24 protein-coding genes are annotated in these 22,537 nt (G+C 61.8%); 13 read left to right on the top strand and 11 right to left on the bottom strand.

Features of this window, described 5'->3' with window-relative positions:
• Positions 1 to 137 precede the first annotated feature (137 nt).
• Positions 138 to 1,097 (top strand): MBL fold metallo-hydrolase, encoded by a 960-nt coding sequence (locus tag MRBLMU1_RS22590; RefSeq protein ID WP_414646108.1) that lies wholly within the window; start codon positions 138 to 140, stop codon positions 1,095 to 1,097.
• A 75-nt stretch (positions 1,098 to 1,172) separates the two neighbouring features.
• Here MRBLMU1_RS22590 and MRBLMU1_RS22585 read toward each other — a convergent pair whose 3' ends face one another.
• Together MRBLMU1_RS22585 and MRBLMU1_RS22580 are read right to left on the bottom strand one after the other, a co-directional pair.
• Positions 1,173 to 2,231, bottom strand: a complete 1,059-nt coding sequence (locus MRBLMU1_RS22585; RefSeq protein WP_363506075.1) for an alkene reductase — start codon at positions 2,229 to 2,231, stop codon at positions 1,173 to 1,175.
• A gap of 10 nt (positions 2,232 to 2,241) precedes the next feature.
• Positions 2,242 to 2,532, bottom strand: coding sequence for an ArsR/SmtB family transcription factor (locus MRBLMU1_RS22580; protein WP_090321461.1), 291 nt, complete (start codon positions 2,530 to 2,532; stop codon positions 2,242 to 2,244).
• Between the two features lie 175 nt (positions 2,533 to 2,707).
• Here MRBLMU1_RS22580 and MRBLMU1_RS22575 point away from each other — a divergent pair, with 175 nt between their 5' ends.
• A complete protein-coding gene (locus MRBLMU1_RS22575) occupies positions 2,708 to 3,769 on the top strand; it encodes a hypothetical protein (RefSeq protein ID WP_363506072.1) in 1,062 nt (353 codons plus the stop codon).
• Between the two features lie 109 nt (positions 3,770 to 3,878).
• Entirely contained in the window at positions 3,879 to 4,370 is a 492-nt protein-coding gene (locus tag MRBLMU1_RS22570) for a hypothetical protein (RefSeq protein WP_363506069.1), read from the top strand.
• Positions 4,371 to 4,430: 60 nt separating this feature from the next.
• On the opposite strand, the gene MRBLMU1_RS22565 is transcribed toward MRBLMU1_RS22570, so the two are convergent.
• Together MRBLMU1_RS22565 and MRBLMU1_RS22560 are read right to left on the bottom strand one after the other, a co-directional pair.
• Entirely contained in the window at positions 4,431 to 5,039 is a 609-nt protein-coding gene (locus tag MRBLMU1_RS22565) for a winged helix-turn-helix domain-containing protein (RefSeq protein WP_363506061.1), read from the bottom strand.
• 88 nt (positions 5,040 to 5,127) lie between these two features.
• Positions 5,128 to 5,487, bottom strand: coding sequence for a DUF1304 domain-containing protein (locus MRBLMU1_RS22560; RefSeq protein ID WP_363506058.1), 360 nt, complete (start codon positions 5,485 to 5,487; stop codon positions 5,128 to 5,130).
• A 109-nt stretch (positions 5,488 to 5,596) separates the two neighbouring features.
• On the opposite strand from MRBLMU1_RS22560, the gene sugE reads away from it, so the two are divergent.
• Complete coding sequence (gene sugE, locus MRBLMU1_RS22555) at positions 5,597 to 5,914, top strand: quaternary ammonium compound efflux SMR transporter SugE (protein WP_363506055.1); 318 nt, start codon at positions 5,597 to 5,599, stop codon at positions 5,912 to 5,914.
• A 9-nt stretch (positions 5,915 to 5,923) separates the two neighbouring features.
• Here the strand turns inward: sugE and MRBLMU1_RS22550 are convergent, their stop codons facing one another.
• The 3 genes from MRBLMU1_RS22550 to MRBLMU1_RS22540 form a co-directional block, all read right to left on the bottom strand.
• Positions 5,924 to 6,883: a succinylglutamate desuccinylase/aspartoacylase domain-containing protein gene (locus MRBLMU1_RS22550; protein WP_363506052.1), complete on the bottom strand. Its 960-nt coding sequence runs from the start codon at positions 6,881 to 6,883 to the stop codon at positions 5,924 to 5,926.
• A gap of 74 nt (positions 6,884 to 6,957) precedes the next feature.
• On the bottom strand, positions 6,958 to 7,347 hold the full coding sequence (locus MRBLMU1_RS22545) for a hypothetical protein (RefSeq protein ID WP_363506049.1): 390 nt from the start codon (positions 7,345 to 7,347) through the stop codon (positions 6,958 to 6,960).
• A gap of 4 nt (positions 7,348 to 7,351) precedes the next feature.
• A complete protein-coding gene (locus MRBLMU1_RS22540) occupies positions 7,352 to 10,612 on the bottom strand; it encodes a winged helix-turn-helix domain-containing protein (protein ID WP_363506046.1) in 3,261 nt (1,086 codons plus the stop codon).
• A 392-nt stretch (positions 10,613 to 11,004) separates the two neighbouring features.
• Between MRBLMU1_RS22540 and MRBLMU1_RS22535 the strand changes: the two genes are divergently transcribed.
• Genes MRBLMU1_RS22535 through MRBLMU1_RS22520 form a run of 4 tightly spaced genes read left to right on the top strand, consistent with a single transcriptional unit; the run spans position 11,005 to position 13,324 of the window.
• The gene (locus MRBLMU1_RS22535) at positions 11,005 to 11,160 is read left to right on the top strand and encodes a hypothetical protein (RefSeq protein WP_363506043.1); all 156 of its coding nucleotides are present in this window, start codon (positions 11,005 to 11,007) and stop codon (positions 11,158 to 11,160) included.
• Positions 11,161 to 11,194: 34 nt separating this feature from the next.
• Positions 11,195 to 11,836, top strand: coding sequence for a DUF1906 domain-containing protein (locus tag MRBLMU1_RS22530; RefSeq protein ID WP_363506040.1), 642 nt, complete (start codon positions 11,195 to 11,197; stop codon positions 11,834 to 11,836).
• Entirely contained in the window at positions 11,836 to 12,126 is a 291-nt protein-coding gene (locus MRBLMU1_RS22525; protein WP_363506037.1) for a hypothetical protein, read from the top strand. Before MRBLMU1_RS22530 ends, MRBLMU1_RS22525 begins: the two co-directional genes overlap by 1 nt.
• A gap of 37 nt (positions 12,127 to 12,163) precedes the next feature.
• Entirely contained in the window at positions 12,164 to 13,324 is a 1,161-nt protein-coding gene (locus MRBLMU1_RS22520) for an acyltransferase family protein (RefSeq protein ID WP_363506034.1), read from the top strand.
• Here the strand turns inward: MRBLMU1_RS22520 and MRBLMU1_RS22515 are convergent.
• The 3 genes from MRBLMU1_RS22515 to MRBLMU1_RS22505 all read right to left on the bottom strand — a co-directional run bounded on the left by MRBLMU1_RS22515 (position 13,321) and on the right by MRBLMU1_RS22505 (position 15,397).
• Positions 13,321 to 13,785 carry a hypothetical protein gene (locus tag MRBLMU1_RS22515; RefSeq protein ID WP_315212648.1) on the bottom strand — a complete coding sequence of 155 codons (465 nt, stop codon included), beginning with the start codon at positions 13,783 to 13,785 and terminating at the stop codon, positions 13,321 to 13,323. The genes MRBLMU1_RS22520 and MRBLMU1_RS22515 overlap by 4 nt on opposite strands.
• Before the next feature lie 73 nt (positions 13,786 to 13,858).
• A complete protein-coding gene (locus MRBLMU1_RS22510) occupies positions 13,859 to 14,752 on the bottom strand; it encodes a pirin family protein (RefSeq protein WP_363506030.1) in 894 nt (297 codons plus the stop codon).
• Positions 14,753 to 14,797: 45 nt separating this feature from the next.
• Complete coding sequence (locus MRBLMU1_RS22505) at positions 14,798 to 15,397, bottom strand: FMN-dependent NADH-azoreductase (RefSeq protein ID WP_315212650.1); 600 nt, start codon at positions 15,395 to 15,397, stop codon at positions 14,798 to 14,800.
• 140 nt (positions 15,398 to 15,537) lie between these two features.
• Here MRBLMU1_RS22505 and MRBLMU1_RS22500 point away from each other — a divergent pair, with 140 nt between their 5' ends.
• Positions 15,538 to 16,440 carry a LysR family transcriptional regulator gene (locus MRBLMU1_RS22500; protein ID WP_363506027.1) on the top strand — a complete coding sequence of 301 codons (903 nt, stop codon included), beginning with the start codon at positions 15,538 to 15,540 and terminating at the stop codon, positions 16,438 to 16,440.
• A 64-nt stretch (positions 16,441 to 16,504) separates the two neighbouring features.
• On the opposite strand, the gene asd is transcribed toward MRBLMU1_RS22500, so the two are convergent.
• The gene (asd, locus tag MRBLMU1_RS22495) at positions 16,505 to 17,350 is read right to left on the bottom strand and encodes an archaetidylserine decarboxylase (protein WP_363506024.1); all 846 of its coding nucleotides are present in this window, start codon (positions 17,348 to 17,350) and stop codon (positions 16,505 to 16,507) included.
• Between the two features lie 234 nt (positions 17,351 to 17,584).
• On the opposite strand from asd, the gene MRBLMU1_RS22490 reads away from it, so the two are divergent.
• From MRBLMU1_RS22490 to MRBLMU1_RS22475, 4 genes are all read left to right on the top strand, one after another.
• Entirely contained in the window at positions 17,585 to 19,846 is a 2,262-nt protein-coding gene (locus MRBLMU1_RS22490) for a TonB-dependent receptor plug domain-containing protein (protein WP_363506021.1), read from the top strand.
• A gap of 57 nt (positions 19,847 to 19,903) precedes the next feature.
• Positions 19,904 to 20,818 carry a LysR family transcriptional regulator gene (locus tag MRBLMU1_RS22485; protein WP_363506018.1) on the top strand — a complete coding sequence of 305 codons (915 nt, stop codon included), beginning with the start codon at positions 19,904 to 19,906 and terminating at the stop codon, positions 20,816 to 20,818.
• Between the two features lie 363 nt (positions 20,819 to 21,181).
• Positions 21,182 to 21,472, top strand: coding sequence for an H-NS histone family protein (locus MRBLMU1_RS22480; protein WP_315212655.1), 291 nt, complete (start codon positions 21,182 to 21,184; stop codon positions 21,470 to 21,472).
• Between the two features lie 391 nt (positions 21,473 to 21,863).
• Positions 21,864 to 22,478: an LON peptidase substrate-binding domain-containing protein gene (locus MRBLMU1_RS22475; RefSeq protein WP_363506015.1), complete on the top strand. Its 615-nt coding sequence runs from the start codon at positions 21,864 to 21,866 to the stop codon at positions 22,476 to 22,478.
• The last annotated feature ends 59 nt before the right edge of the window (positions 22,479 to 22,537 follow it).

Below are 22,537 nucleotides of genomic sequence, written 5' to 3'. Positions count from 1 at the left end.
TATTCATCATAGGCGACGGGCGGTGTTTTGTCGATAGGTTTTTGCGGCCGGCGGCGCGGATTTGCCACGGGCCGGCACAAATTAGTGCATTTGAGGTATTGTAGCGGTCCTGATAATTCTCAAAAAAAAGGGCAGCCATGATCTCGACTAAATTCCAACGTGCCGCCTTCGCCGTGGCCATCGTAGGCGCCTTCCCGGCCACAGCGGCCCAGGCCGCGGCGCCGATGGCCAAGTTCCAGGCGCCGGGCTTTTATCGCACCACCCTCGGCGACTTCGAAGTGACCGTGCTGAACGACGGCACGCTGGACCTGCCGGTCAACAAGCTGCTCAAGCAGCCGCCGGCCAAGACCGACGCGGCGCTGGCCAAGGTGTTCGAGAAGAGCCCGATTCAAACGTCGGTCAACGGTTTCCTGATCAATACGGGCAGCAAGCTGGTGCTGATCGACGCGGGCGCCGCCAGCCTGTTCGGCCCGACGTTGGGGCAGTTGCTGGGCAACCTGAAGGCGTCTGGCTACAAGCCGGAGCAGGTCGACGAGATTTACATCACGCACATGCACGGCGACCACCTCGGCGGTCTGGCGAGCAACGAGCAGCGCGTATTCCCGAACGCCATCGTCCGCGCGGGCAAGCTCGACGCGGATTACTATCTGAGCCAGGCCAATCTGGACAAGGCGCCGCCGGAAGGCAAGGACGATTTCCTGGGGGCGATGTTGTCGATCAATCCGTACGTTAAGGCCGGCAAGTTCCAGGCCATCGTCGCCAACACCGAGCTGGTGCCGGGGATCAAGTCCTACTTCAACGGCGGACACACGCCAGGCCACATCACCTACGTGATCGAGAGCAAGGGGCAGAAGCTCGTGTTGCTGGGGGATTTGTTGCACGTGCAGGGCGTGCAGTTTGACGATCCCGGCGTGGGCATCGAGTTCGACAGCGACAGCACGATCGCCATCGCCCAGCGCAAGGAAGCGTTCGCAGCCGCCGCCAAGGGTGGCTATTTGATTGGTGCGGCGCACCTGTCGTTCCCGGGGCTGGGCCACGTGCGCGCGCATGGCAAGGGGTATCAGTACGTGCCGGTCAATTACACCCAGCCGCGTTGATGGTTTGGGCCGTTGGCGGCTCGTGGCGGATTAGCGTAGCGTAATCCGCCACGAGCCGCCAGCGGCCCGCCCGAATTACGACGCCAAGGCTGGGTAGTCGGTGTAACCAACGCCGTCCTGGCCGTAGAACGTCTCCGGCTTCCACTCGTTGAGCGGCGCTTCGGTCTGCAGGCGGCGCGGCAGATCCGGATTCGAGATGAACGCTTTGCCGAAGGCGACGGCGTCGGCCGTGCCGGCATCCAGCAGCTTCTGCGCGCTCTGCTTGTCCAGGCTTTCGTTGGCGATGTAGACGCCGCCGAATTCCTTCTTCAGCAACGGTCCCAGGCTGTCCTCGCCCACCGCTTCACGCGCGCAGATGAAGGCGATCTTGCGCTTGCCCAGTTCGCGCGCGACGTAGCCGAAGGTGGCCGCCGGATCGGAGTCGCCCATGTCGTGCGAGTCGCGGCGCGGCGCCAGGTGCATGCCGACGCGGTCGGCGCCCCAGACTTCGATGCAGGCATCGGTTACTTCCAGCATCAGGCGAGCGCGGTTTTCGATCGGGCCGCCGTAGTTGTCGGTGCGCTGGTTGGTTTTGTCTTGCAGGAACTGGTCGAGCAGGTAGCCGTTGGCGCCGTGGATTTCCACGCCGTCGAAGCCGGCCTTCTTGGCGTTTTCCGCGCCTTTCTTGTAGGCGGCGACGATGCCCGCCAGTTCTTCCGTTTCCAGCGCGCGCGGCACCGAATACGGGCGCATCGGACGCAGCAGGCTGACGTGGCCTTCGGCCGCGATCGCGCTTGGCGCCACCGGTGCTTCGCCGTTCAGCAGCTCCGGATCGGAGATGCGGCCCACGTGCCACAGCTGCGCGAAGATCACGCCGCCGGCCTTGTGCACCGCCGCCGTCACTTCCTTCCAGCCTTCGACCTGCTCGTCCGACCACAGGCCCGGGGTGTCGGCGTAGCCCACGCCCTGCGGCGTGACCGAGGTCGCCTCGCTCAGGATCAGGCCGGCGCTGGCGCGCTGCTCGTAGTACTTGGCCATCAGCGCGTTCGGCACGCGGGCGCCGCCGATGGCGCGGGCGCGCGTCAGCGGCGCCATGATGATGCGGTTTTTCAGCGTAAGGTCGCCGATGGTGATCGGGTCGAAGAGGTTAGCCATGTCGAATTTCCTATAGTGTCATTTGGTCGATGAAGGCCTGGATGGTCGCTTCATCGCGTTTAAAGTAGTTCCATTGCCCGACCCGGTGAGACGTGATCAGGCCGGCCTTGAGCAGAATGGACAAGTGTGCCGACACGGTCGATTGCGACAGCGCGGCGCGATGGTCGATCTGGCCAGCGCACACGCCGAACTTGTGCGGGTGCGCCTGATCCGGGAAGTACTGCTCCGGATCCTTCAGCCACGCCAGAATCTGGCGCCGCATCGGGTTGGCAAGGGCCTTGTGTATCGCGTCTATGTCCATCTGAGGTTCACCTGGGTCAAAAAATGAAATCGTCTTATGACGATATATGTATCGCTTTTTTCCGATTTCAATATCGGCATCTTACGATATAAACGAAATTCGTGCTTGCGGCTGGCTTGCGGCCGAAAAATCCTTTATGTTACTGGAACATTGACCAAATTTTAACGGGGGCTGTATGTCGAGTCATTATCTGGATGTGGCCATCGGCTTGTCGTACACCTTCCTCGCGGTCAGCCTGCTGTGCAGCGCGACGCGCGAGGCGATCGCCTCGCTGTTCCAGACCCGCGCCAAGGTGCTGCTCGACGGCGTGCTGACGATGCTGCACGAGTCCGCCGGCAAACCGCGCCTGCGCGGCATTATCCCATCGATCATGCGGCTGCTGCGCGTCGACACCGGCTTCGGCCTCGACAAGCTGGGCGCCGGGTCGCTGACGGCCGCAGTCATGGCGCATCCGCTGATCCAGGGCATGGCGCAGCAGGGCCGCATGCCGTCGTACATTCCGTCGACCATTTTCGCGCGCGCCTTCGTGTCGACCCTGACGGCCAAATACGGCAAGACGCAGACGGCAGCGATGCTGCTGGCGCAGGTCGGCAACGAGGGCCTGACCCGAACGCTGCTGGCGATCATGGGCGAGGGCCCGGACGATGTGGCCGCGCTGGAAAACGCCGTCCGCATCTGGTACGAAACTGTAATGGAGCGCATCACCGGCTGGTACAAGCGGCGCTCGCAGCTGGTGCTGTTTTGCGTCGGCCTGTTCTACGCCGCCTCGATGAACATCGACGCGATCGAATTGAGCAAGCGCCTGTGGGGCGACGACCAAGTGGCGGCCCAACTGGCGCAGCAGGGCGCCGACGGCGTCGCCAGCGGCCGCGTCAAGCCGCCGGTTCCGCCAGTCGCCGGCGCGCCGGCTGCCACGCCGCTGGAGCAGGCCGCCATCGCCAAAAAAGAATGGCAGATGGTGGAAAAGCTGCCGATCGGCTGGCCGTCGTCGCGCTTTGACGCCGCCGCCGGCAAGGGCATGGCGGCCTTCCTCGGCGCGCTGGCGTTCGCGTTGATGGGCTGGATCGTCACCGCCTTCGCCTCGTCGCTGGGCGCGCCGTTCTGGTTCGACGGCATCGGCTGGCTGCTGGCGCTGCGCGGCAGCGGCTCGCGGCCGCAGACCGAAACCACGCCGGTGGTGGTGCAGACCATCACGTTGCCGAGCATGTCCGTCGTCAAGCCGCCGCTGGGGAGCTGAGCACCGGTACGCACCGGTTTATATCTTTTTATATTGTTTTACTCGCGCCGCCCGATGCGGTGCGCCTAACATGGTCCCACCCCCGATCCCCGCGACGAAGGAGTGCACCATGTTCGGCCTGACCACACTCGGCGTTATCCATACACTCATCAGCCTGGTCGCCGTCGGCGCCGGCATCGTCGGCTTTGTCCGCGACAAGCGCATCGACCTGGGCAACGGCGCCGGCAAGACCTATCTGGTCATGACGATCCTGACCTGCCTGACCGGCTTCGGCATTTTCCAGCATGGCGGCTTCGGCAAGCCGCACGCGCTCGGCGTGATCACCTTGGTGGTGCTGGCCGTGGCGTGGAAGGTTGCCGCCAGAGCGGCGCTGCAAACGGTGCTGCTGTCGCTGACGTTCTTCTTCCACATGATTCCCGCAGTGACCGAGACCTTGACCCGCGTGCCGATGGGCGCGCCGATCCTGCCGAACGCCGAGGCGCCCGAGCTCAAGGTCATCACCGGCGCGATGTTCGTGCTGTTCGTCATCGGCGCGACCTTGCAGGTGCGCCGGCTGAATCAGCTCGCCCGCAAACCGTTCGGCGGCGCGGCGGCGGCCTGAATACTTAGCGGTGCGCGGACCTCGCTCAAGCCCTGATGGACTAGCCGTAATGAGAGGATGTCATCGCCGCCGCACGCCGTGGCCTCGGCGGCGGCGAGTTTTTCGGTCGTCGGTGACCGGAGCGACGTCTGCAAAGTAGATACGCGTACCGAAGATCGGCGTCAGCGCCTCAGCTACCATCAGCGCGACTGTGCTGTTGCCGATGCCGCCCGCACCGACGATGGTGACGCACTGATGCTGGTGGCAGAGCGTCGTCAGTTGTTTGAGGGTTGGGTCGCGTCCGAGAATGTCGCGCGGCGGCGGGTTACGCTGCATCGTGGCGGTGTGGGCGGGAAGGGTCACTGGCGCGACGAAACTGTACCCCCGGCCCACGACGTTCTCAATATACCGAAGGCCGTTCGGATCGCCGGAGAGCGCCTTGCGCAAGGTGCCAACATGCACGCGCAGATTGTTTTCCTCAACGACCGTGCTGGGCCAGACGCGGGCGATCAATTCTTGCTTGCTGACGACTTCCCCAGCCCGCTCGACCAGGGCCAGCAACAGGTCGAAGGCGCGCCCGTTCAGCGGTACCGGTTGACCGTTTTTGGACAGGGTTCGGCTGGATGGCGCCAGCCGGTAGGGGCCGAACGCAAGCTCCGGTTCGATCGGTGTACAACTGGCGTGTTGCATGAGCGTCTCCCGGTGCAGATGTCCAGCGATTGTTCCACGGTTGTGAACGAAATGACAATCTGCATTTGGAGAGAGGTGCCGGTCGGACTCAGGCGGCGAAATGCAGCGTCAGCGCGATCACCGCCGGCAGCGTCTGGATCAGCAGGATGCTGCGCTTGACCGTCAGGCCTCCCCAAACGCCGGCCACGGCCACGCAGCACAGGCCGAACACTGTGAAGGCCGACGCGATCGCCGGGTTCGGATGGACGAAGCCGACCACCAGCGCGGCGACCAGAAAACCGTTGTAGCAACCCTGGTTGGACATGGCTGGCCGCACGATGTCGGCCTTTTCCTTGCTCAGGCCGAAGACCTTGCGTCCGCGCGTCTCGAACAGCGCCGTCTCCAGCAGGACGATATAGATATGTATCAGTGCCACGACGGCGGTGACGATCTGGGCCAGTAAAAGCATGGTCGCTCCTTTTTTATAGTTGAGCGCTGATTATCCCCGAGGCAAGACCTGCGTGGGCATAATTTTGTTGCAACTGTTATAGTTTCGGCTCACGCGAACTGGAGTTGCAATGACCTGGATCATCCTCATCATCGCCGGCCTGCTGGAGGTCACATGGGCGGTCGGACTCAAATACACACACGGCTTCACCAAGCTGATGCCGACCTTGTGGACCTTGACCGCGATGCTGGGCAGCATAGGCATGCTGGGTCTGGCGCTGCGCACGCTGCCGCTGGGCACGGCCTATGCGATCTGGACCGGCATCGGCACGGTCGGCACGGTGATCTACGGCATCGTCGCGTTGGACGAGCCGGCCAGCGCGGTGCGGCTCGCGTGCATCGCTATGATCGTCGGCGGCATCATCGGGCTCAAGCTCACCACCACCTGATCTTCAGCGTCAGAAGCCCGGATTGGCGCGGGTGAGGTAGTACCACTCGCTGTTGGCGCCGGCCGCGCTGTCGGGGAACAGGATGCGGCCATCGAACTCGGCCAGCACCGGCGTGCCGTCGGCGCGCGTGCCGATCTGCTCGTCCTTGTGGACTGGATCGAAGCTTGACCAGGCGCGGGTGAAGGTATCGTCCGCGCTGACCTTGTCGTAGACGGCGACCATGCTCAGCGCCTCCATCGCCTCGTCGGCGATCGGCTGCGGCGAGGGAGCGTCGATCAGGCCGAGGAAGGCCAGGGTGTTCATGATGGCGCGGTAGGCGACTTCGGGCGCTTGCGGATCGGTGTGTTGACCGCATTCGAGCGTCAGCGCGTAGCCGCCGGTGCTGCGCATGTATTCGGTGGTGCCCATGCCGTAGCGCAGGACGGTTTCCAATTGGCTGTCGCCGCGCAGGCGGCGTTGCACGCCGGCGCCGTAGGTGCGCAGCCAGCCGTCGACGAAGCGGCGCACGCCGAGGCGGCGCGCCATCGCGCGTTCCTGTTGTTCGTGCTGGAAGGGTTCGAGCGGGCCGTCGTTGTTGCGCGGGCCGACCATGACGAACGGTTCGCCGGAGGCCTTGAACGAGTGCAAGTCGAGCAGCACGTCGTGGCGGGCGAGGAGGGGGCACAGCCAGTTGGCGACGCGGTCCTCGAAATCCTGCGGGTTCTCGTTGGGGAAAAGATTGCGGTTCAGATTGCGGTCGCCGAAGCGTTCGCCTTTGGCGTAGGCCAGCGGGTTGGCGATGGGTACGAAGGTGACGGCGCCGTTGCGGATGACGAGGGCGCCGCTGTCGAGTTCCCGCATCACGCGCTGGATGGCCTTGGTGCCGCAGGTTTCGTTGCCGTGGACGGCGCCGGTGACGATCAGACGCGTGCCGGGGTGCTGACCGCTGTATTCGGTGGATTTGAATTGCAATTGATGGGCGAGAATCATCTGAGAAGTCTTGCAGGATGATAGCCGGGACTGTTTGGAAACAGTCCCGGAATCGGCGTTGCAGCTAAAAAGGGTTATGCTTTTGTCTCATTGCGCACTTGAGGGTCATGTTTAAATGACCGCCCAAGTGTCTTGTCTGTAAATTCCAAAAACAGACTGAGCCATCCGTTGTAAGTGTTAGCGTCACTTACAGTCAACAGTTTCCCGCTTTTGCTGATCGACGGGTCGCTAATTTGGTGGACATCTTTAGGAGTCACGTCAAGTCCGCTAAAAATGATGTTCTGACCGTAAGTTTCAACAATCTGATAATTAATGACGGTGTCTGCCTGCATGACCTTTAACGCATGTGGCTCACAGCGGACCTGATATTCGCCATCGCCCAGTGATTTGACCCAAACCAGTACATTAATAAACGGAGTTGCTGCTATGGCGCCGCCGAGGATTTCCTTGTTGCTATCAGTCATGGTGCTACCTTTTCAGTGGGTGGGTGGAAATGTAATGCAGATAGTTCGGATCGCGGTAAGAAATTTTATCCAGAGTTTTTACTGCAGCCTGAGCCTTTGCAGTTTCGTTTAGGCATGAGTGTGCTTTGACCCAGGGCGCTAACACCTGGAAATCCTCATTGTTTTTTAAGATCGGCTGAAGTATGTTTTGGACGATCTTGCAGCTGTCAACCTGCGCTCCTGCGGCGTCCTTCGGCAAGTCGGCGTTCAACAGCAAGGCATCAATCCAAGTGTTGCGGATGAGCTGATCATTGGGCGATGCTTTATACAGGCCCTCGAGATCGATAATTGCGGGGTGTAACTGATCTTCGGCAGGACGATATTGTTTAGTTTTTAAGAGGACTTCTGCTTTCCGGTGCTGGATCATTGCAAGGGAAACTTGCAAATTTACTCTTGTGGGGTCAACTTTTCTTAATTCCAACAAACCATCATACAGTTTGTTTAAGCGGGCGATACTCTCGCTCGGCGGCAGTGGTTGTGGCTGCGTATCAAACAGGCGCAGTTCAGAAAGATACAGCAGTCGTTGCCAATTGCGGTTGGTTGGGTCCTTCTCCGCACTCTCTTTGTGCAGTTTGTAAGCTTGTTGCGCTGATTCGTGACTAGCCGACAAATTTCCCAAAGCTTGTTTCACCTCTGACTGACGAGACCAAGCCTCGGCGAGCTCTTTTGCCCAAACTGTATCGTTAGGACTTGAGATATGCAGTTTCTGCAGTAATTCCAGTTGCTGGGAATACAACGTTTCAGCTTGGGTGAGCTTTCCCAATTGCATCTGCGCGTTGGCAAGCCAAGATAGGCTATCCGCCAAGTCAGCGACTAATTGTTTGTCGTCCGGTTTTTGTTTACTAGCTTTTTTCTTGAACTCAACGGATAGCGAAAATTCATTTGCGGCCTGTGCAACTTCACCGGTTCCTAGGGCCACTGTTCCTAAACTGTTATGAGCAAATGATTGCTCTATCCAGCTGTCTGCGTCTAGGGGCTCCTTGGCAGCCCTACGGTCGCTAAAGTCACGATACTCCTGGAAGTATTTTTTTGCCCTCAGCCAGTCCGTCTGATTCAGTTGTATTTGCCCCAGCCAAAACGCATTTTCCCCTCCACTTTTAAGAATTTTTGCGTTCGTCGGGTCCGTGTTCAGTAGTTTTTTGATGATTTCTCGCGCAGCTAGAAGCGCGGCTTCCGCCCCAGCGGGATCACCACGCGCGACTCTTACCTCTGAAATTAGCTGCAAGGACTTTATGCGCTGTTCCGCATCCGTGCCGTTGTCAGTGAGGCGCTCGACATTTGACAGGTATGCGAGTGCACGGGTGCTGACGCTGTCAAGTAGCTCCAGCTTACCTAGAGGCCTCAATTTATCGACGAATTCTCCCAGCATGTAGCTCATAAGTCCTTCGGCCTCGGCGCGATGTGTTTCTGCTCGCGTTTGGGATGAGCGCGCAGCTATGCCCAGCCCGCCGGCCAGAACTACCAAACTTGCCATGGCGATCATGACTCCCATCCGCAGTCGTTCACCACGGCGCACGCCCACCAGCGAGGCATGGACGAAATCCTGCTCTTGTTGGGTGAAGCTGAATTCCGTTGTTTTTATTAATTGGCGCGCCTGATTTGCTTGGGTCCCGGATGGGAGCAGCATGTCACGCTTGCGGCCGCTGTCTTGCCAGCGTTTGGCTTGAGCGCTGATGCGGCTACGCGTTTGTAGCGCCTGGCGGTGTTCGTCGATCCATGCGACTACGCGCGGCCAGCGGCGTAGTAGCGCCTCGTGTGCGATGCCAAATGCTGGCGCGCCTCCGTGCAGATCGCTAACGAAGAGGTGGGCGTCGACCAATGCTTGAACTAGTTTGGTTTCATCATCGCCGCTCAGCGTCGACCATGGCACTCGGCGCGAAGTCACTGTCGATTCGTCTTCCGCGACGAGTACCAGCCGCGACAAGAGTTGGGGTAGGGCGGCGATCTGGGAAGCGCCTAACTCCGAGATCACTTGTTCAGCGCGCGCGCCGATGGCGCCCTCCAGGCCGCCCATGTCGTGGTAAGCCTTGTGACTAAGCTCGCCGTCGGGACTGCGCTGACGATACAACTCTTGCAGACAGTATTGCAACAACGGCAACGTGTCCGGCCCGGCCTTGGCGGCGTTGATCAGCAGTTCGTCCAGGCTTTCGCCATGGCCGTCGACCGTGTAGCGTAGCTGTGCCACCTGCGCCGGATGGCGGATGATTTGCGCGATGTCGGCGCTGCCCGGCGGCGTCAGGTCGAAGTGGCCGCCGCGCAGTTTCATGCCCATCAGCGCGGGGTAGGTTGTCAAGTACGGGTAGAAATCGTTGCGGCATGCCAAAACCAGCAGCACGCAGCCGGAGCGCGCCAGTTGGTCCAGCACGTTGATGAAGACGGCGCGCTCTTGTTCACTTATATGTGGCAGCCGGAAGATGGCTTCGAAACGGTCGATGAAAACCGCCAGCCGGATCGTTGGTAGCCGTTTTTGCAACTGTTCGATCAAACCCGGCAAATCCTGCGCCATGTATTGCGCGAGGGCGGCGGCGCTGGTGTTTTCAAATAGCAGGCGGTCGTCGATTTCCGCATCGAGCAACACGCTGGCCAGCGTTTCCAGCAGACCGGACTGGCCCATGTCGGCGCAATCAAGCTGAACGTGGTCGCTGATCGCCAGCCCGGATTCCGCCGGCGCGGCACCCGCCTTGAGCGCGGGAATCAGTCCCGCCTGGACCAGGGAGGTCTTGCCGGCGCCGGACGGGCCGAGCACCAGCACCATCGAGCACGCCGCTTGGACCTGGGCCACCACCACCTGTACCAACTGGTCAACGCTGAGCTTGCGGCCGAAGAAGATGGCGGCGTGTTGTTCCTCGAAAGCTTCCAGTCCCCGGAACGGGGAGGCGTGCAGCCAGCTGCCATTGCTGACGTCGTCGTCGTAGCTGAGCTCCGCTAATAGACGGTAACCACGCTTACGAATAGTTTCGATATAGCGCGGCTCGGCGGCCGAGTCGTCGAGCGCCCGGCGAAGCTGCGTGATGATTTTGTGAACCGCGTTGTCGCTGGCCGGGGTGTCGCCCCAGCAGGCGTCCAGTAGCTCGTCGGCGGAGACCACGTCGTGCGGATGCTTACAGAAATGTAACAAAACATCCATCGCGCGTGGTTCCAGCTGCCGGCTGAGCACACCAAAACTGAGCGTGTTGGTGGCCGGATCGACGCGCCACTGACCAAAACGGAAGCTTTTACGGTTCACACTAACCTTCTTCGCCTATGAATAACAACTTTTAAATCAACGAGTTAGCGATCCGAAGGTTTCCAGAAGGCCATTTGTATAGCTAATGAGTACAGTTGTTTCAAATCTGTACCTTTAGTGAATATTAACATTAGGCTGGGGAAACTATTAAACATTCTGCTCTCACTGTTGTGTCTTCGCGCGGCCGGTATGCCGGCGCCGCATTCGCTCCCCATCCGGACGATGTGCGTGCAGAGCTGCGCCGCATTGCGGTCAGTCGCACCTTCGCCGCGTCACAGCGTTGCTGCGCGCTACTAGACCGTTTGGTCCGGGATATTAGTAACCAAAAGTATCAAGGCGGGAATGCGGCGATCACTCCCGGCAACCGTCCAAGGTCGGGTTCCGGTTTTGGAATGGATCTGGCCGCCGCAGTCCAGTTGGCGCGGTTGCGCAATCGGCTGAGTGATTATTACGAGGTCGAAGGCCAGCAAAATCCCTTGCGCATCCTGGTGCCGGACGATGGTTATCAGGTCAGCATCGAAGTTGCCGAGCCGGCCCAAAGAACATGAATTCCGATATCACCCTGCATCCCACGGAGGTCCCATGATTGTTTTAACCGGTGTGAAAGCGCCGTTCGAGCTGACCCAGCACGCGATACCAATTAAGCAACAGGGAATCGATTTTGCGATTCGCTACTACAGTCATCAGGCCGGCAAGAACTTGTCGCTGGCCGAGGCCAGGGCGCTGACCGACGCCGGCATCCAGATCGGCGTGGTATGGGAGACCATCGGCGCGCATTTGCATTCGTTCAGCCGGGCGCAGGGATTGGCAGACGGCGCCGCCGCGTATCTGATGGCGCAATCGGTCATTACGCAGCCATCGGGTTCGGCCATCTACTTCGAGGTCGATTGCCATCCAACCGCCGAGGATATCGCCGGTCCGATCACGCGCTATTTCGAAGGCGTCAATCAGGCGTTCAACGCGGCACGGCCGGGCGAGCCGCGTTATCAGATCGGCATCTATGGCTCCGCCGCCACTTGCCAGGCCATTGTTGCCAGCGGTCTGGCGTCGCTGAGCTGGCTCTCGCCATCGGAGGGGGCGGCCGTATTGAGCGGCGGCTATGCTGGCTACAACCTCCGGCAACTCTCTCCCAGCGTACTGCCCGTCGATGACGGCAAGAAAATCCATGTTGATCTGGCCCGTAGCAATGACGGCCTGCCAACCGGTTTATTCAGGGTGCTGTAGTGGCGACCATACAATTTACCGAAGTACCGACGCTCAAGACCGTCAAGCCGTCCAAGACCGTCTTCCTGAACAACACCGGGCAGGACGTGGTGCTCAAGTTCGTCACCGCGCCGGCTCTGATGCTACCGGCGTACACCATCAGCACCCGCATCAGCGCGGCGATCGATTGTATTTGCCTGGGCGCGACCAGTTATTATTCGACGCACAGCCAGAACTACGCGATCGCCGAGGATTGCACCGCCGTGCTGACCTTGGCCGATCAGATGCTGGTGATGGTGATCTCGCCCTGACTTTGGGAAAACGGCGCGGCGCTGTAAGATGCGGGGGATGAATCTTCAGCTTACTGGCCGCGACCACGGCCGCAATTCCGGGCTCGACACCTTGCGCGCGCTTGCGATCGTTCTGGTGTTCATGAACCATTACATGATCTTTGTCAGCTTCGGCCCGACCTTCGGCTGGATGAGCGAGATCGGCTGGACCGGCGTGGACCTGTTCTTCGCGCTGAGCGGTTATTTGATCGGCAACCAGATCCTGTCGGGAATACGGCGTCAGCAGACGGGACCCGAGCGGTTTTCGTTGCCGCGCTTTTACGCGCGGCGCTTCCTGCGCACGCTGCCGAATTTCTATTTCGTGCTGGCGCTGTATGCCTTGTGGCCGTATTGGCGCGGCGACGCCGTGTTGCCTCCGCTGTGGAAGTTCCTCACTTTCACGCAAAATATCCAGCTGACGCCGGGCACGGCCTTTTCGCACGCATGGTCGTTGTGCGTGGAGGAGCAGTTCTACGTGCTGTTGCCGGCGGTCGCGTTATTGATTGCTGCTTGCCGCAAGTCCCTGCTGTGGGCGTGGGTGGCGGTGATCGGCAGCCTGCTGGCCGGCATGGCCGTACGCGGCTATTTGTGGAACGAGCAGGCGGGCGTCGGCGGCCTCTATTACTACACCAATATCTACTACGCCTCGTGGTGCCGCTTTGACGAGCTGGTGTTCGGCGTGGCGCTGGCGCTAATGAAAAACTATCATGCGGGCGCCTGGAAGGTTGTCACGTCGCGCGGCAACTGGGCGCTGGCCGCCGGCGCCGGCCTGCTGGCGCTGACCTGGTCGATGTTCCTGGAGGATCACTACGGCTACATGATGACGGTGATCGGTTATCCGATGCTGGGCGTGAGCTTTACGTTGCTGCTGATCGCGGCGCTGAGCCCCGGATCGCTGCTGCAGCGCTGGCGCGTGCCGGGCGCGGCCAGCATCGCGCTGTGGTCGTACGCGATCTACCTGACGCACAAGCAGCTGTGCGTGCTGCTGCGCGTCCCGCTGCGCGGCTATGGCTGGGGGCCGGACTCATGGCAGGCGATCGCCATCATGAGCCTGGCCAGTATCCTGGCCGGCTGGCTGCTGTTCCTGCTGGTGGAGACGCCGTTCATGAAATTGCGCGACCGCTTCGTTCCTGGCAACTTCGCCCGGCCGAAGGTGGCACCTGAAGCGGTGGCGGCCTAGTTCATCTCGATCACGTCGAACGGCGATTGCGTCGAGCCGAGGAAAGCCATGACGCTGCGGGCGCGCTCGCCCATGTCGTCCTGACGCGTGCCGGCGATGGCCGCGCGCAGGCCGGGGATGATTTCGGTGATGTGCGGGCTGTCGTAAGCGTTGACCAGCAGCACGGCCAGTTCGCTGGCGCGGCCACGGTTGTTGCGCATGCGCTCTTCCAGCATCGCGAGCAAGGTGCGCTGCATGCGCGGCGTGGGATTGGTGATGTAGCCGAACACCAGCGGCGTGTTGCTGATCGCGTCGCACAGGCGGCTCTCGATCTGGTCGGGTTTGACGTCGGAGGCGATGTCGAAATAGGCGCCGTTCCAGCGCGTGCGTTCGTAGGGGTGGCCGGGCGGGAAGGAATCGGCCGTCTCGAAGCCAAGGATGTGGCTGAGATAGCGTAACCATTTGAGAATAGTGGGCATCATGGCAGCATTCTAACCCAGCCGCAGACGGGGAGGCCGCCCCGGGCAACGCGTGCCCGGTGGCGGTTGTAACGGTTTAGACCTGGGCTTCCTCACCCAGTTTGCCGGCGCGGAAGTCCTCGACGGCGGCGAAGACCTCGGCTTGCGTGTTCATCACGAACGGGCCGTATTGCGCGATCGGCTCGTTCAGCGGCTTGCCGGCGACGAGGATGAAACGGCTGGCGTCGGTCGCATGGATGTTCACGCCGTCGGCACCCGCCGTGTTGGCCAGGATCGCCATCTTGCCCGACGCCACATCCTTGTCACCCACGCGCACCGAGCCGCGATACGCGAAGATGAAGGCGTTGTGGCCTTCTGGCAGCGCTTGGCTGAACGAGGCGCCGGCCGGCAGATCGACATCAATATAGATCGGCTCGGTCACTTCGCGCTGCACGGCGCCGTCGACGCCGTGGCTGCCGCCGGCGATGACTTTGACCGTCGCGCCGTTTTCAGTGGTGAAGACGGGCACCTCGTCGCCGTTGAAGTCGCGATACCACGGCGCGCGCATCTTGTCCTTCGCAGGCAGGTTCAGCCACAGCTGGAATCCCGACATCATGCCTTCTTCCTGCTCCGGCATTTCCGAGTGGATCACGCCACGGCCTGCGGTCATCCATTGCACGCCGCCGTTGGTCAGCAAGCCTTCGTTGCCGCTGCTGTCCTTGTGGCGCATGCGGCCTTCGAGCATGTAGGTCACGGTCTCGAAGCCTCGGTGCGGGTGGCTCGGGAAGCCGGCCAGGTAGTCGCTGGCCTGGTCGCTGCCGAAGTTATCCAGCATCAGGAACGGGTCGAGGCGGCGCTGCAGGGACTGGGTCAGGACGCGGTTGATCTTGACGCCGGCGCCATCCGACACGGCCTGGCCGGTGATGATGCGTTCCACAGTGCGTTCTTGTTGTACGCGATCGCTTGCGACGTTGCTAAATACGTTGCTCATGACTTTCTCCTTTGCGGACCGCGCCAACCGGCGCGATCGATGAATTTAAACCAGTACCGCGTTGATGTCGGCGTCCGCCTGGGCTTGCGCCTTGGCCACCGCATCCGGGCCCATGCCCATGCCTTCGGCGAAGAAGAACTGGACGTCGGTCAGGCCGACAAAGCCCAGGAAAGTCTTCAGGTGTGCCAGCTGGATGTCGCTGGGAGCGTCCTTGTGCATGCCGCCACGCGCCACGGCGACGTAGACTTTTTTGCCGGTCAGCAGGCCGACCGGGCCGGTCGGGCCGTATTTGAACGTCACGCCGGCACGGGCGATCGCGTCGAACCACGATTTCAGCTGCACGGTCACGCCGAAGTTGTACATCGGCGAACCGATGACGATGGCGTCGGCCGCCTGTACCTGGGCGATCAGCGCGTCGTCCAGCGCCACGCGGGCGGCTTGTTCGGCGGTGCGCTGGTCGGCTGGGGTGAACAGCGCTTGCAGGGTCGGCTCGTCCAGCACCGGGTGCGGATTGGCTGCCAGATCGCGGCGGACCACGGTCGCGCCGGGATTGCCGGCTTGCAGTTTAGCGACGATGCTGTCGGCCATGCGGGTCGATTCGGAACCGGTGCTGCGGGCGCTGGAGTTGATTTGCAAGATGTTCATGGTGTTGCTCCTGTATGTGGGTTATTTGCTTGTTTGTTTGTTTTGCTGCGATGGAGTTACTTTAATCGTTTCAAAACCAATGCGGAAGCCGTTAAAATGGATAACATTAGTCCACTGATGGAACAATCGAGGAGAGTAGTGTGGAGCTAGACCCTGGCGACCTGTTGTTATTTGCCCGTATCGTCGAGTGCGGCAGCTTCAGCCTGGCGGCGGAGCGGGTGCAGTTGCCGAAGTCGACGGTGTCGCGCCGGATTTCGCTGCTGGAGGCGCATCTGGGCGAGCGTCTGCTTCAACGCACCACGCGCAAGCTGGTGCTGACCGAGTTCGGCGCCAGCCTGCTGGAACACGCGCGCAAGGTGGCGGACGAGACCGAGGCGGCCGGCGCACTGGCGCAGCACCGGCAGGGCGCGCCGAGCGGCCTGCTGCGGGTGTCGATGCCGGCGGACTTCGCCAGCGTTAGTGTCAACGAAATGCTGGCCCAATTCATGCACCGCTATCCGGCCATCTCGCTGGAGCTCGATTTGTCGCCGCGCAGGGTGGATCTGGTGGCGGAGAATTTCGATCTGGCCATCCGCATGGGTAATCTGCCGGACGATGCCTCCCTGGCCGCGCGGCGCATCACCTTCAGTTCGCTGGCGCTGTACGCGTCGCCGCTCTATACCAGCCTGCGCGGGCTGCCCGAGCATCCGGACGATTTGTTCAAGCACGATTTGCTGAGTTTGCCGCCGAGGGTGAACGGCTTGATCCAATGGACGCTGTTGCGCGGCAAAGTGCGCTGGGAGCGCGAGTTGCCGGTCAGGTTGTTGGGCAATTCGCCCGAGATGATCGTGCGCATGGCCGGTAACGGAGTGGGCATCGGCGTCTCGACCGAGGCGATCGCGGCGCCGTTTTTGAAAGCGGGGACGTTGGTGCGGGTGTTGCCCGAGTGGTCGTTTCCGGAGGTGACGGGGTGGGCGGTGTTCCCCGGCCGGCGGTTGATGCCGGCCAAGACGCGGGTGTTTTTGGATATGTTGGAGGCGGCGTTCGACAGGCAGTTGGCGTAGCCGCCGGCCGCGCATGCAATGGCGGATTACGGCTTCGCCTAATCCGCCATTGCCGCGCCGCCAATCACGTCAAATCAGCCATCATCTCACCCAGCTTGACCGGCCCGGCCGGCTGCCACGCGGGGTTGAAGCTCAGCGTGTCCTTCGGGAACAGCATCACCACGGTCGACCCCAGCAGGAACCGGCCCAGCTCGTCGCCTTTTTTCAGCACGATGTTCTGGTCGTCGTACTTCCACTCGCAAATCTGCGGCGCGCGCGGCGGGTTGACCACGCCGTGCCAGACCGTGGCCATGCTGCCGACGATGGTCGCGCCGACCAGCGTCATGACGAACGGGCCGTTGGCGGTGTCGAACACGCACACGACGCGCTCGTTGCGGGCGAACAGGCCGGGAATGCCGCGCGCGGTGGTCGGATTCACCGAGAACAGCTCGCCCGGGACGTAGATCATGCGCGTCAGCTTACCGTCGCACGGCATGTGGATGCGGTGGTAGTCGCGCGGGCTCAGGTACAGGTTGGCGAAGCTGCCATGCTGGAATTTGGCGGCCAGGGCGGCGTCGCCGCCGACCAGCGCGGTGGTGCTGAATTTATGGCCTTTGGCCTGGAAGATCTGGTCGTCGTCGATCGCGCCGAACTGGCTGATGCGGCCGTCGACCGGGCAGATGAAATCGGCGTCGGCGAGCGGGCGGGCGTCCGGGCGCAGCGCGCGGGTGAAAAACTCGTTGAAGCTGGAATAGCTGGCGATGTCCGGATTGAGCGCTTCGCCCATGTTGACATCGTATTTGCCGACGAACCAGCGGATCAGGCGCGTGGTCATGGCGCCGCCCTTGGCCCCCGCCACGCGGCCGGCGAAGTTGGTCAGCGCTCCCTTGGGAAGCAGGTATTGCGGCAGAACGGCAAGACGGTCGGACACGATGGGAATCCATACAAAATAGCGATCGAGCATTATAGCGCCCCGACCGGCGCTATCAGCCTAATCCTGCGAATCGCAGCCTATTCATTTTTTCACTATTTATGTTTATGAAATTTCGCTAAACGGGCACACGTTATCTTGGATTATGGAAACTTTTGGTCGAATCAAGGCATAATAGCCGCTCTCCCTTCGTCTCCCAATTGCCAATTTATGATGCCTGCCCGCCAACTTCGTTTGACGCAGACCGCTGCGGCCGTCCTTTGCTTGTGTTTCGCCGCCGGCGCCCGGGCCGACATCGTCGCCACGGCGGCCGACACCGGCGACGCGGCCGGCGCGGCCGACGGCAAACCGGCGCCCGCCCAGGCCGCCCCCGCGCCGATGCAGACGGTGCGCATCAAGGGCAGCGCCGCCAGCTACGACGCGCGCCGCGATGATACCGCTAGCAAGATCGTCGTCGGCAGCGAGGAGATCCAGAAATATGGCGATACCTCGGTCAACGACGTGCTCAAGCGGCTGCCCGGCATCACCGTCGGCGGCGCGGCGGGGCGGCCGGGCGGCGAAATCCGCATGCGCGGCCTGGGCGCCGGCTACACCCAGATCCTGATCAACGGCGAACGCGCGCCGGCCGGTTTCTCCATCGACAATTTGGCCCCCGACGTGATCGAGCGCATCGAGGTGCTGCGCGCCGCCAGCGCCGAGTTCAGCACCCAGTCCATCGCCGGCACCATCAACATCGTGCTGAAAAAGTCCGTCAAGGTGGCCCAGCACGAGCTGAAGGTCAGCGGCGCCAAGGGTAGCAAGTTCAGCTCGCCGAGCGCCAGCATCCAGATGTCGGACAAGCGCGACGGCATGTCCTATTCGTTCGGCGCCAACGCCTGGCGCTATATGTATAACCGCATGACGCCGTCGACCGAGACCGGCACCGATGCCGCCGGCGTGCCGAATGTCGACCGTACCGGAACCTGGCAGGACCAGGGCCGCTCGGACGGCTTCAACCTGTCGCCGCGCGTCAACTGGACGCTGGACGGCGGCGACACGCTGACCTCGCAGACCTTTGTCAATCTGAACACCTTCGAAAGCAACAGCCACGGCCGCACCACGGTGAACCTGGCCGCCGACGAGGGGCCGAACTACGACCGCATCGACAACACCTTTAGCAGCCACAACGGCTACGGCCGCACCGATCTGAACTGGGTGCACAAGATGGCCGAGGGCGCCAAGCTGGACATGAAGGTCGGCGTCGCCAAGAACCGCAACACCGGCAAGTCGCTGCAGTTGGGCGGCAACCGCGACGGCTCGCCGAACCTGTACCGCACCGTCGAGTCGCACAGCGGCGAAGTTGCTTTCAGTACGCAGGGCAAGTACTCGCGGCCGCTGACCTTCGGCGCACAGGCCGAGGGATCGGAAGAGGCGCCGACCGAACACGCGCTGGCGCTGGGTTGGGACGCCGGCGTCACCGACCGCGACGACACGCGCATCCAGCGCGAGCTGCCGGTGCCGGGCAGTCTGCCGCCCGACAACAACGACGAGGATTTTTCCGCCAGGGCGACCCGGCTGGCCTTCTACGGCCAGGACGAGTGGAACGTGACGCCGCGCTGGTCGATCTACACCGGCGTGCGCTGGGAAGGGCTGCAAACGGAGATCGACGGCGACAATCTGGAGCGCGTCAGCCAGCGTTCCAGCGTGCTCAGCCCGCTGTTCCAGACCTTGATCAAGCTGCCCAACAAAAAGGACCAGGTGCGCGTGGCGCTGACCCGCACCTACAAGGCGCCGTCCACGGCCAACCTTGTGCCGCGCCGCTTCACGTCGGCCAACAACAGCCGCCTGGACCCGGACCGCCGCGGCAATCCGCGCCTGAAGCCGGAGGTGGCGCTGGGCATCGACGCCTCGTTCGAGCACTATTGGGGCGACGGCGGCATGCTGAGCGCGAGCGCCTCGATCCGCCGCATCGAGGACTATATGCACCAGGGCCTGGTGCAGGAGGGCGATCGCTGGGTGTCGACCCTGATCAATGACGGCCGTGCCGAAACGCGCGGCATCGAGCTGGAGGTCAAGTTCCCGCTGCGCGCGGTGATGGACCACGCGCCGGGGATCGATCTGCGCGCCAGTATCAGCCGCAACTGGTCGGAGGTGGACAGCGTGCCCGGCCCGGACAACCGCCTGGACCAGCAGGTGCCGCTGAGCGCCACGCTCGGGGTGGACTACAAGAGCCCGGACGGCATGCTCAGCACCGGCAGCAGCCTGAGTTTCCGCAACGGCGGCATGGCGCGGTTGAGCGAGACGCAGAGCGCCTACAACTCGGTGCGGCGCGACCTCGACGTCTATGCCCTGGTGAAACTGGACGCGCAAAACAGTTTGCGCTTCGCCGTGTCCAATTTGCTGGCGCAGGACTACACCACCGAAAGCGTGTATGCGGACGCGCGCGGCACGGTCAACCGCGCGTCGGTGGCCGACGGCGAGACCCAGTTCCGGGTGACGGTGGAACGGCGCTTCTGATCCCGGCGCCGGGGCCGGTGGTATGATTCTTCGCTGAACTTCAGGCGCGGAATACCGATGAAAATCCCCAAGAGCACACTGGAACAATGGCAGGTGTTGCAAGCGATCGTGGAATGCGGCGGCTATGCGCAGGCGGCCGAGGCCTTGCACCGCAGCCAGTCGTCGGTCAGCTACATGGTGGCCAAGCTGCAGGAGCAACTGGGCGTCGAGCTGCTGGAGATCGACGGCCGCCGCGCCCGCCTCACGCCCAACGGCAAGGCGCTGCTGAACAAGGCGCGCGAGCTGCTCGGCGGCGCCTTTCAGCTGGAACAATTGGCCGGCAGCTTGGCCGAGGGCTGGGAACCGCAGGTCAGCATCGCCGTCGACAGCCTGTTCCCGGTCCAGCTGCTGGTGCAGGTGCTGCGCGAGTTCGAGCCGTGGGCCCGGCACACGCGCGTCAATCTGGAAGAAACCGTCCTGTCCGGTTCCGAGGACGCGTTGGTGGAAAAGCGCGTCGACATCGCCATCGCCAGCCGCATTCCGGTTGGCTTCCTCGGCGACGCGCTGATGGACATCGATTTTGTCGCCGTCGCCCACCCCTGTCATCCACTGCACGCGCTCGGCCGCGAGCTGGAGATGGACGACCTGACCCGCAACCTGCAGATCGTCGTGCGCGATTCGGGCACCCTGAATCCGCGCGACCACGGCTGGCTCAACACCGATCAGCGCTGGAGCGTGACCAGCCCGCAAACGCGCATGGAGATGATCTGCAACGGCATCGGCTTCGGCTGGCTGGCCGAGCACAAAATGCAGGCGCAGCTCGAGCAAGGCCTGCTCAAACCGCTGCCGCTGCGGGTGGGGCAGCGCCGCAAACTGTCGCTGTCGCTGATCGTCGCCAATCCGGAGGCGGCCGGTCCCGCCACCTGCCGGCTCGCCAATCTGATACGCAAGGTGGTGGCCGAAGGCATCGAGCCACGGCCCTTGTGCGCCTGAGCGCGGAGTGTCCAATTAATCGGGCGGGCAAGCGCTCGGTATGCCTTTTCTTCCCGGTTTATTCCCGCCGCATTCACGCCGGATTAGCATAGTCCCGACCGGGGCAATGGTAATGACGGGGCATGCCGCCACTATTATTTATTACTGGACTTTCGATCCGATTCTCCGCCCGAGAGTGCGAAAACCGTGGCGTTTTCGATTGCGCAGTTGTGGAAAATATTCATTTTTATCGCTATATTGGTATTTCTCACGCATATGTCTGGAGAATCAAGGCAAAGTTATGGTAAATTGCGCTTTATAAAATTCTCACACATTCTCACATGTGGTTTTTTAGAAACTAACCAGCCGATAAGAGGAAATAAGATGACGACTTACCAAGAATACAAAGCGAAGATCGCCGAACTCGAAAACCTGGCGGAGACCGCGCGCAAAAACGAAATCTCCAAGGCTAAAGAGCAAGTCACCGCCATCATGCGCGAGTACGGCCTGACCGTGGCTGATCTGGGCGCCGTGACCAAGGTCAAGCCCGTCAAAACCCGCGCGCCGGTGCCGACCAAATACCGTGACGACGCCACCGGCCAGACCTGGACCGGCCGCGGCCGCGCGCCAAAATGGCTCGAAGGCAAAGACAAAAATCAGTATCTGATTAAGTAATTCATCACGAGCCGGTGTTTTCAGGTTTATCTTCGATAAACCCGGCACCGGCTTTTCTTTTGCCGGCACGGTTCCATCAGCGGCACCGCGCCGACGCATTGGTGCTGGCGCGCTTATTCTCGGGCCCGCCGTTTCTTCCAATTGATACGGCGGCGATACGCCCGATTCGCATAAGCCATGCTGGCGCGCGCATGCTCGAATAATTCGTCGTCGTTACCGACTATGCCGGCGGCCGCCGACCCGACGCCGGCGCCGCAAAAAAGCGGGTTCCGCGTATCACGCCTGCGCGCGCGTTGCTTTTGTGATGAAAGGAGCGGTGGTTTCCCCCGTCTTCGACATCTCGTGCGAGTCATGACTGCCGACCCCGGCTGTTTCATGAGATGATAATGGCATGTCGTCAATTCCCTTATTCCCGCTGAATACAATCCTGTTTCCGGATGGACATTTGCCTTTGCAAGTGTTTGAAGTGCGCTATCTGGATATGATCAAGCGCTGCATCGCCCGTGGTGAAGAGTTCGGCGTGGTCTCGCTGGTGGAGGGGACGGAAATCCGTGTTCCGGACAAGCAGGAAACGTTGTCCGACGCCGGCACGATGGCGCGCATCGTCGACTGGGCCGCGCCGCTGCCGGGGCTGTTGCAGATATCGTGCATCGGCACCACGCGTTTCCAGGTCAAGTCGGCCGAGCAGCTCAAGCACGGGTTGTGGATGGCGGAAGTCGATGCCGTCGCCGAGGACATGGTGGTGCCGGTGCCCACCGAGCAGCAGGATGTGGCCAACGCGCTGGGCGCGTTGATACGCTCGTTGCAGAAGAAGCAGATCTCCACCGCCAAGATGCCGTTGGCGCCGCCGTACCGGCTCGATGAGGCCGGCTGGGTGGCCAACCGCTGGTGCGAACTGTTGCGGCTCGATCTCGAAGAGAAACAGCGCTTGTTGCTGCAGGAGAATCCGGTGCTGCGGCTGGAGCTGATCCAGGATGTGCTGAGCGAGAATGGCTTGCTGGATTGAAGTCGGGAGGGTGTGACCACGGAGACACGCATGCCGCATGACCACGGAGACACGTAGGG

The sequence above is a fragment of the Burkholderia sp. LMU1-1-1.1 genome, from assembly GCF_040675865.1.
Taxonomy (GTDB): domain Bacteria; phylum Pseudomonadota; class Gammaproteobacteria; order Burkholderiales; family Burkholderiaceae_D; genus Rugamonas.
This window is presented reverse-complemented; position numbering and strand designations above follow the sequence as displayed.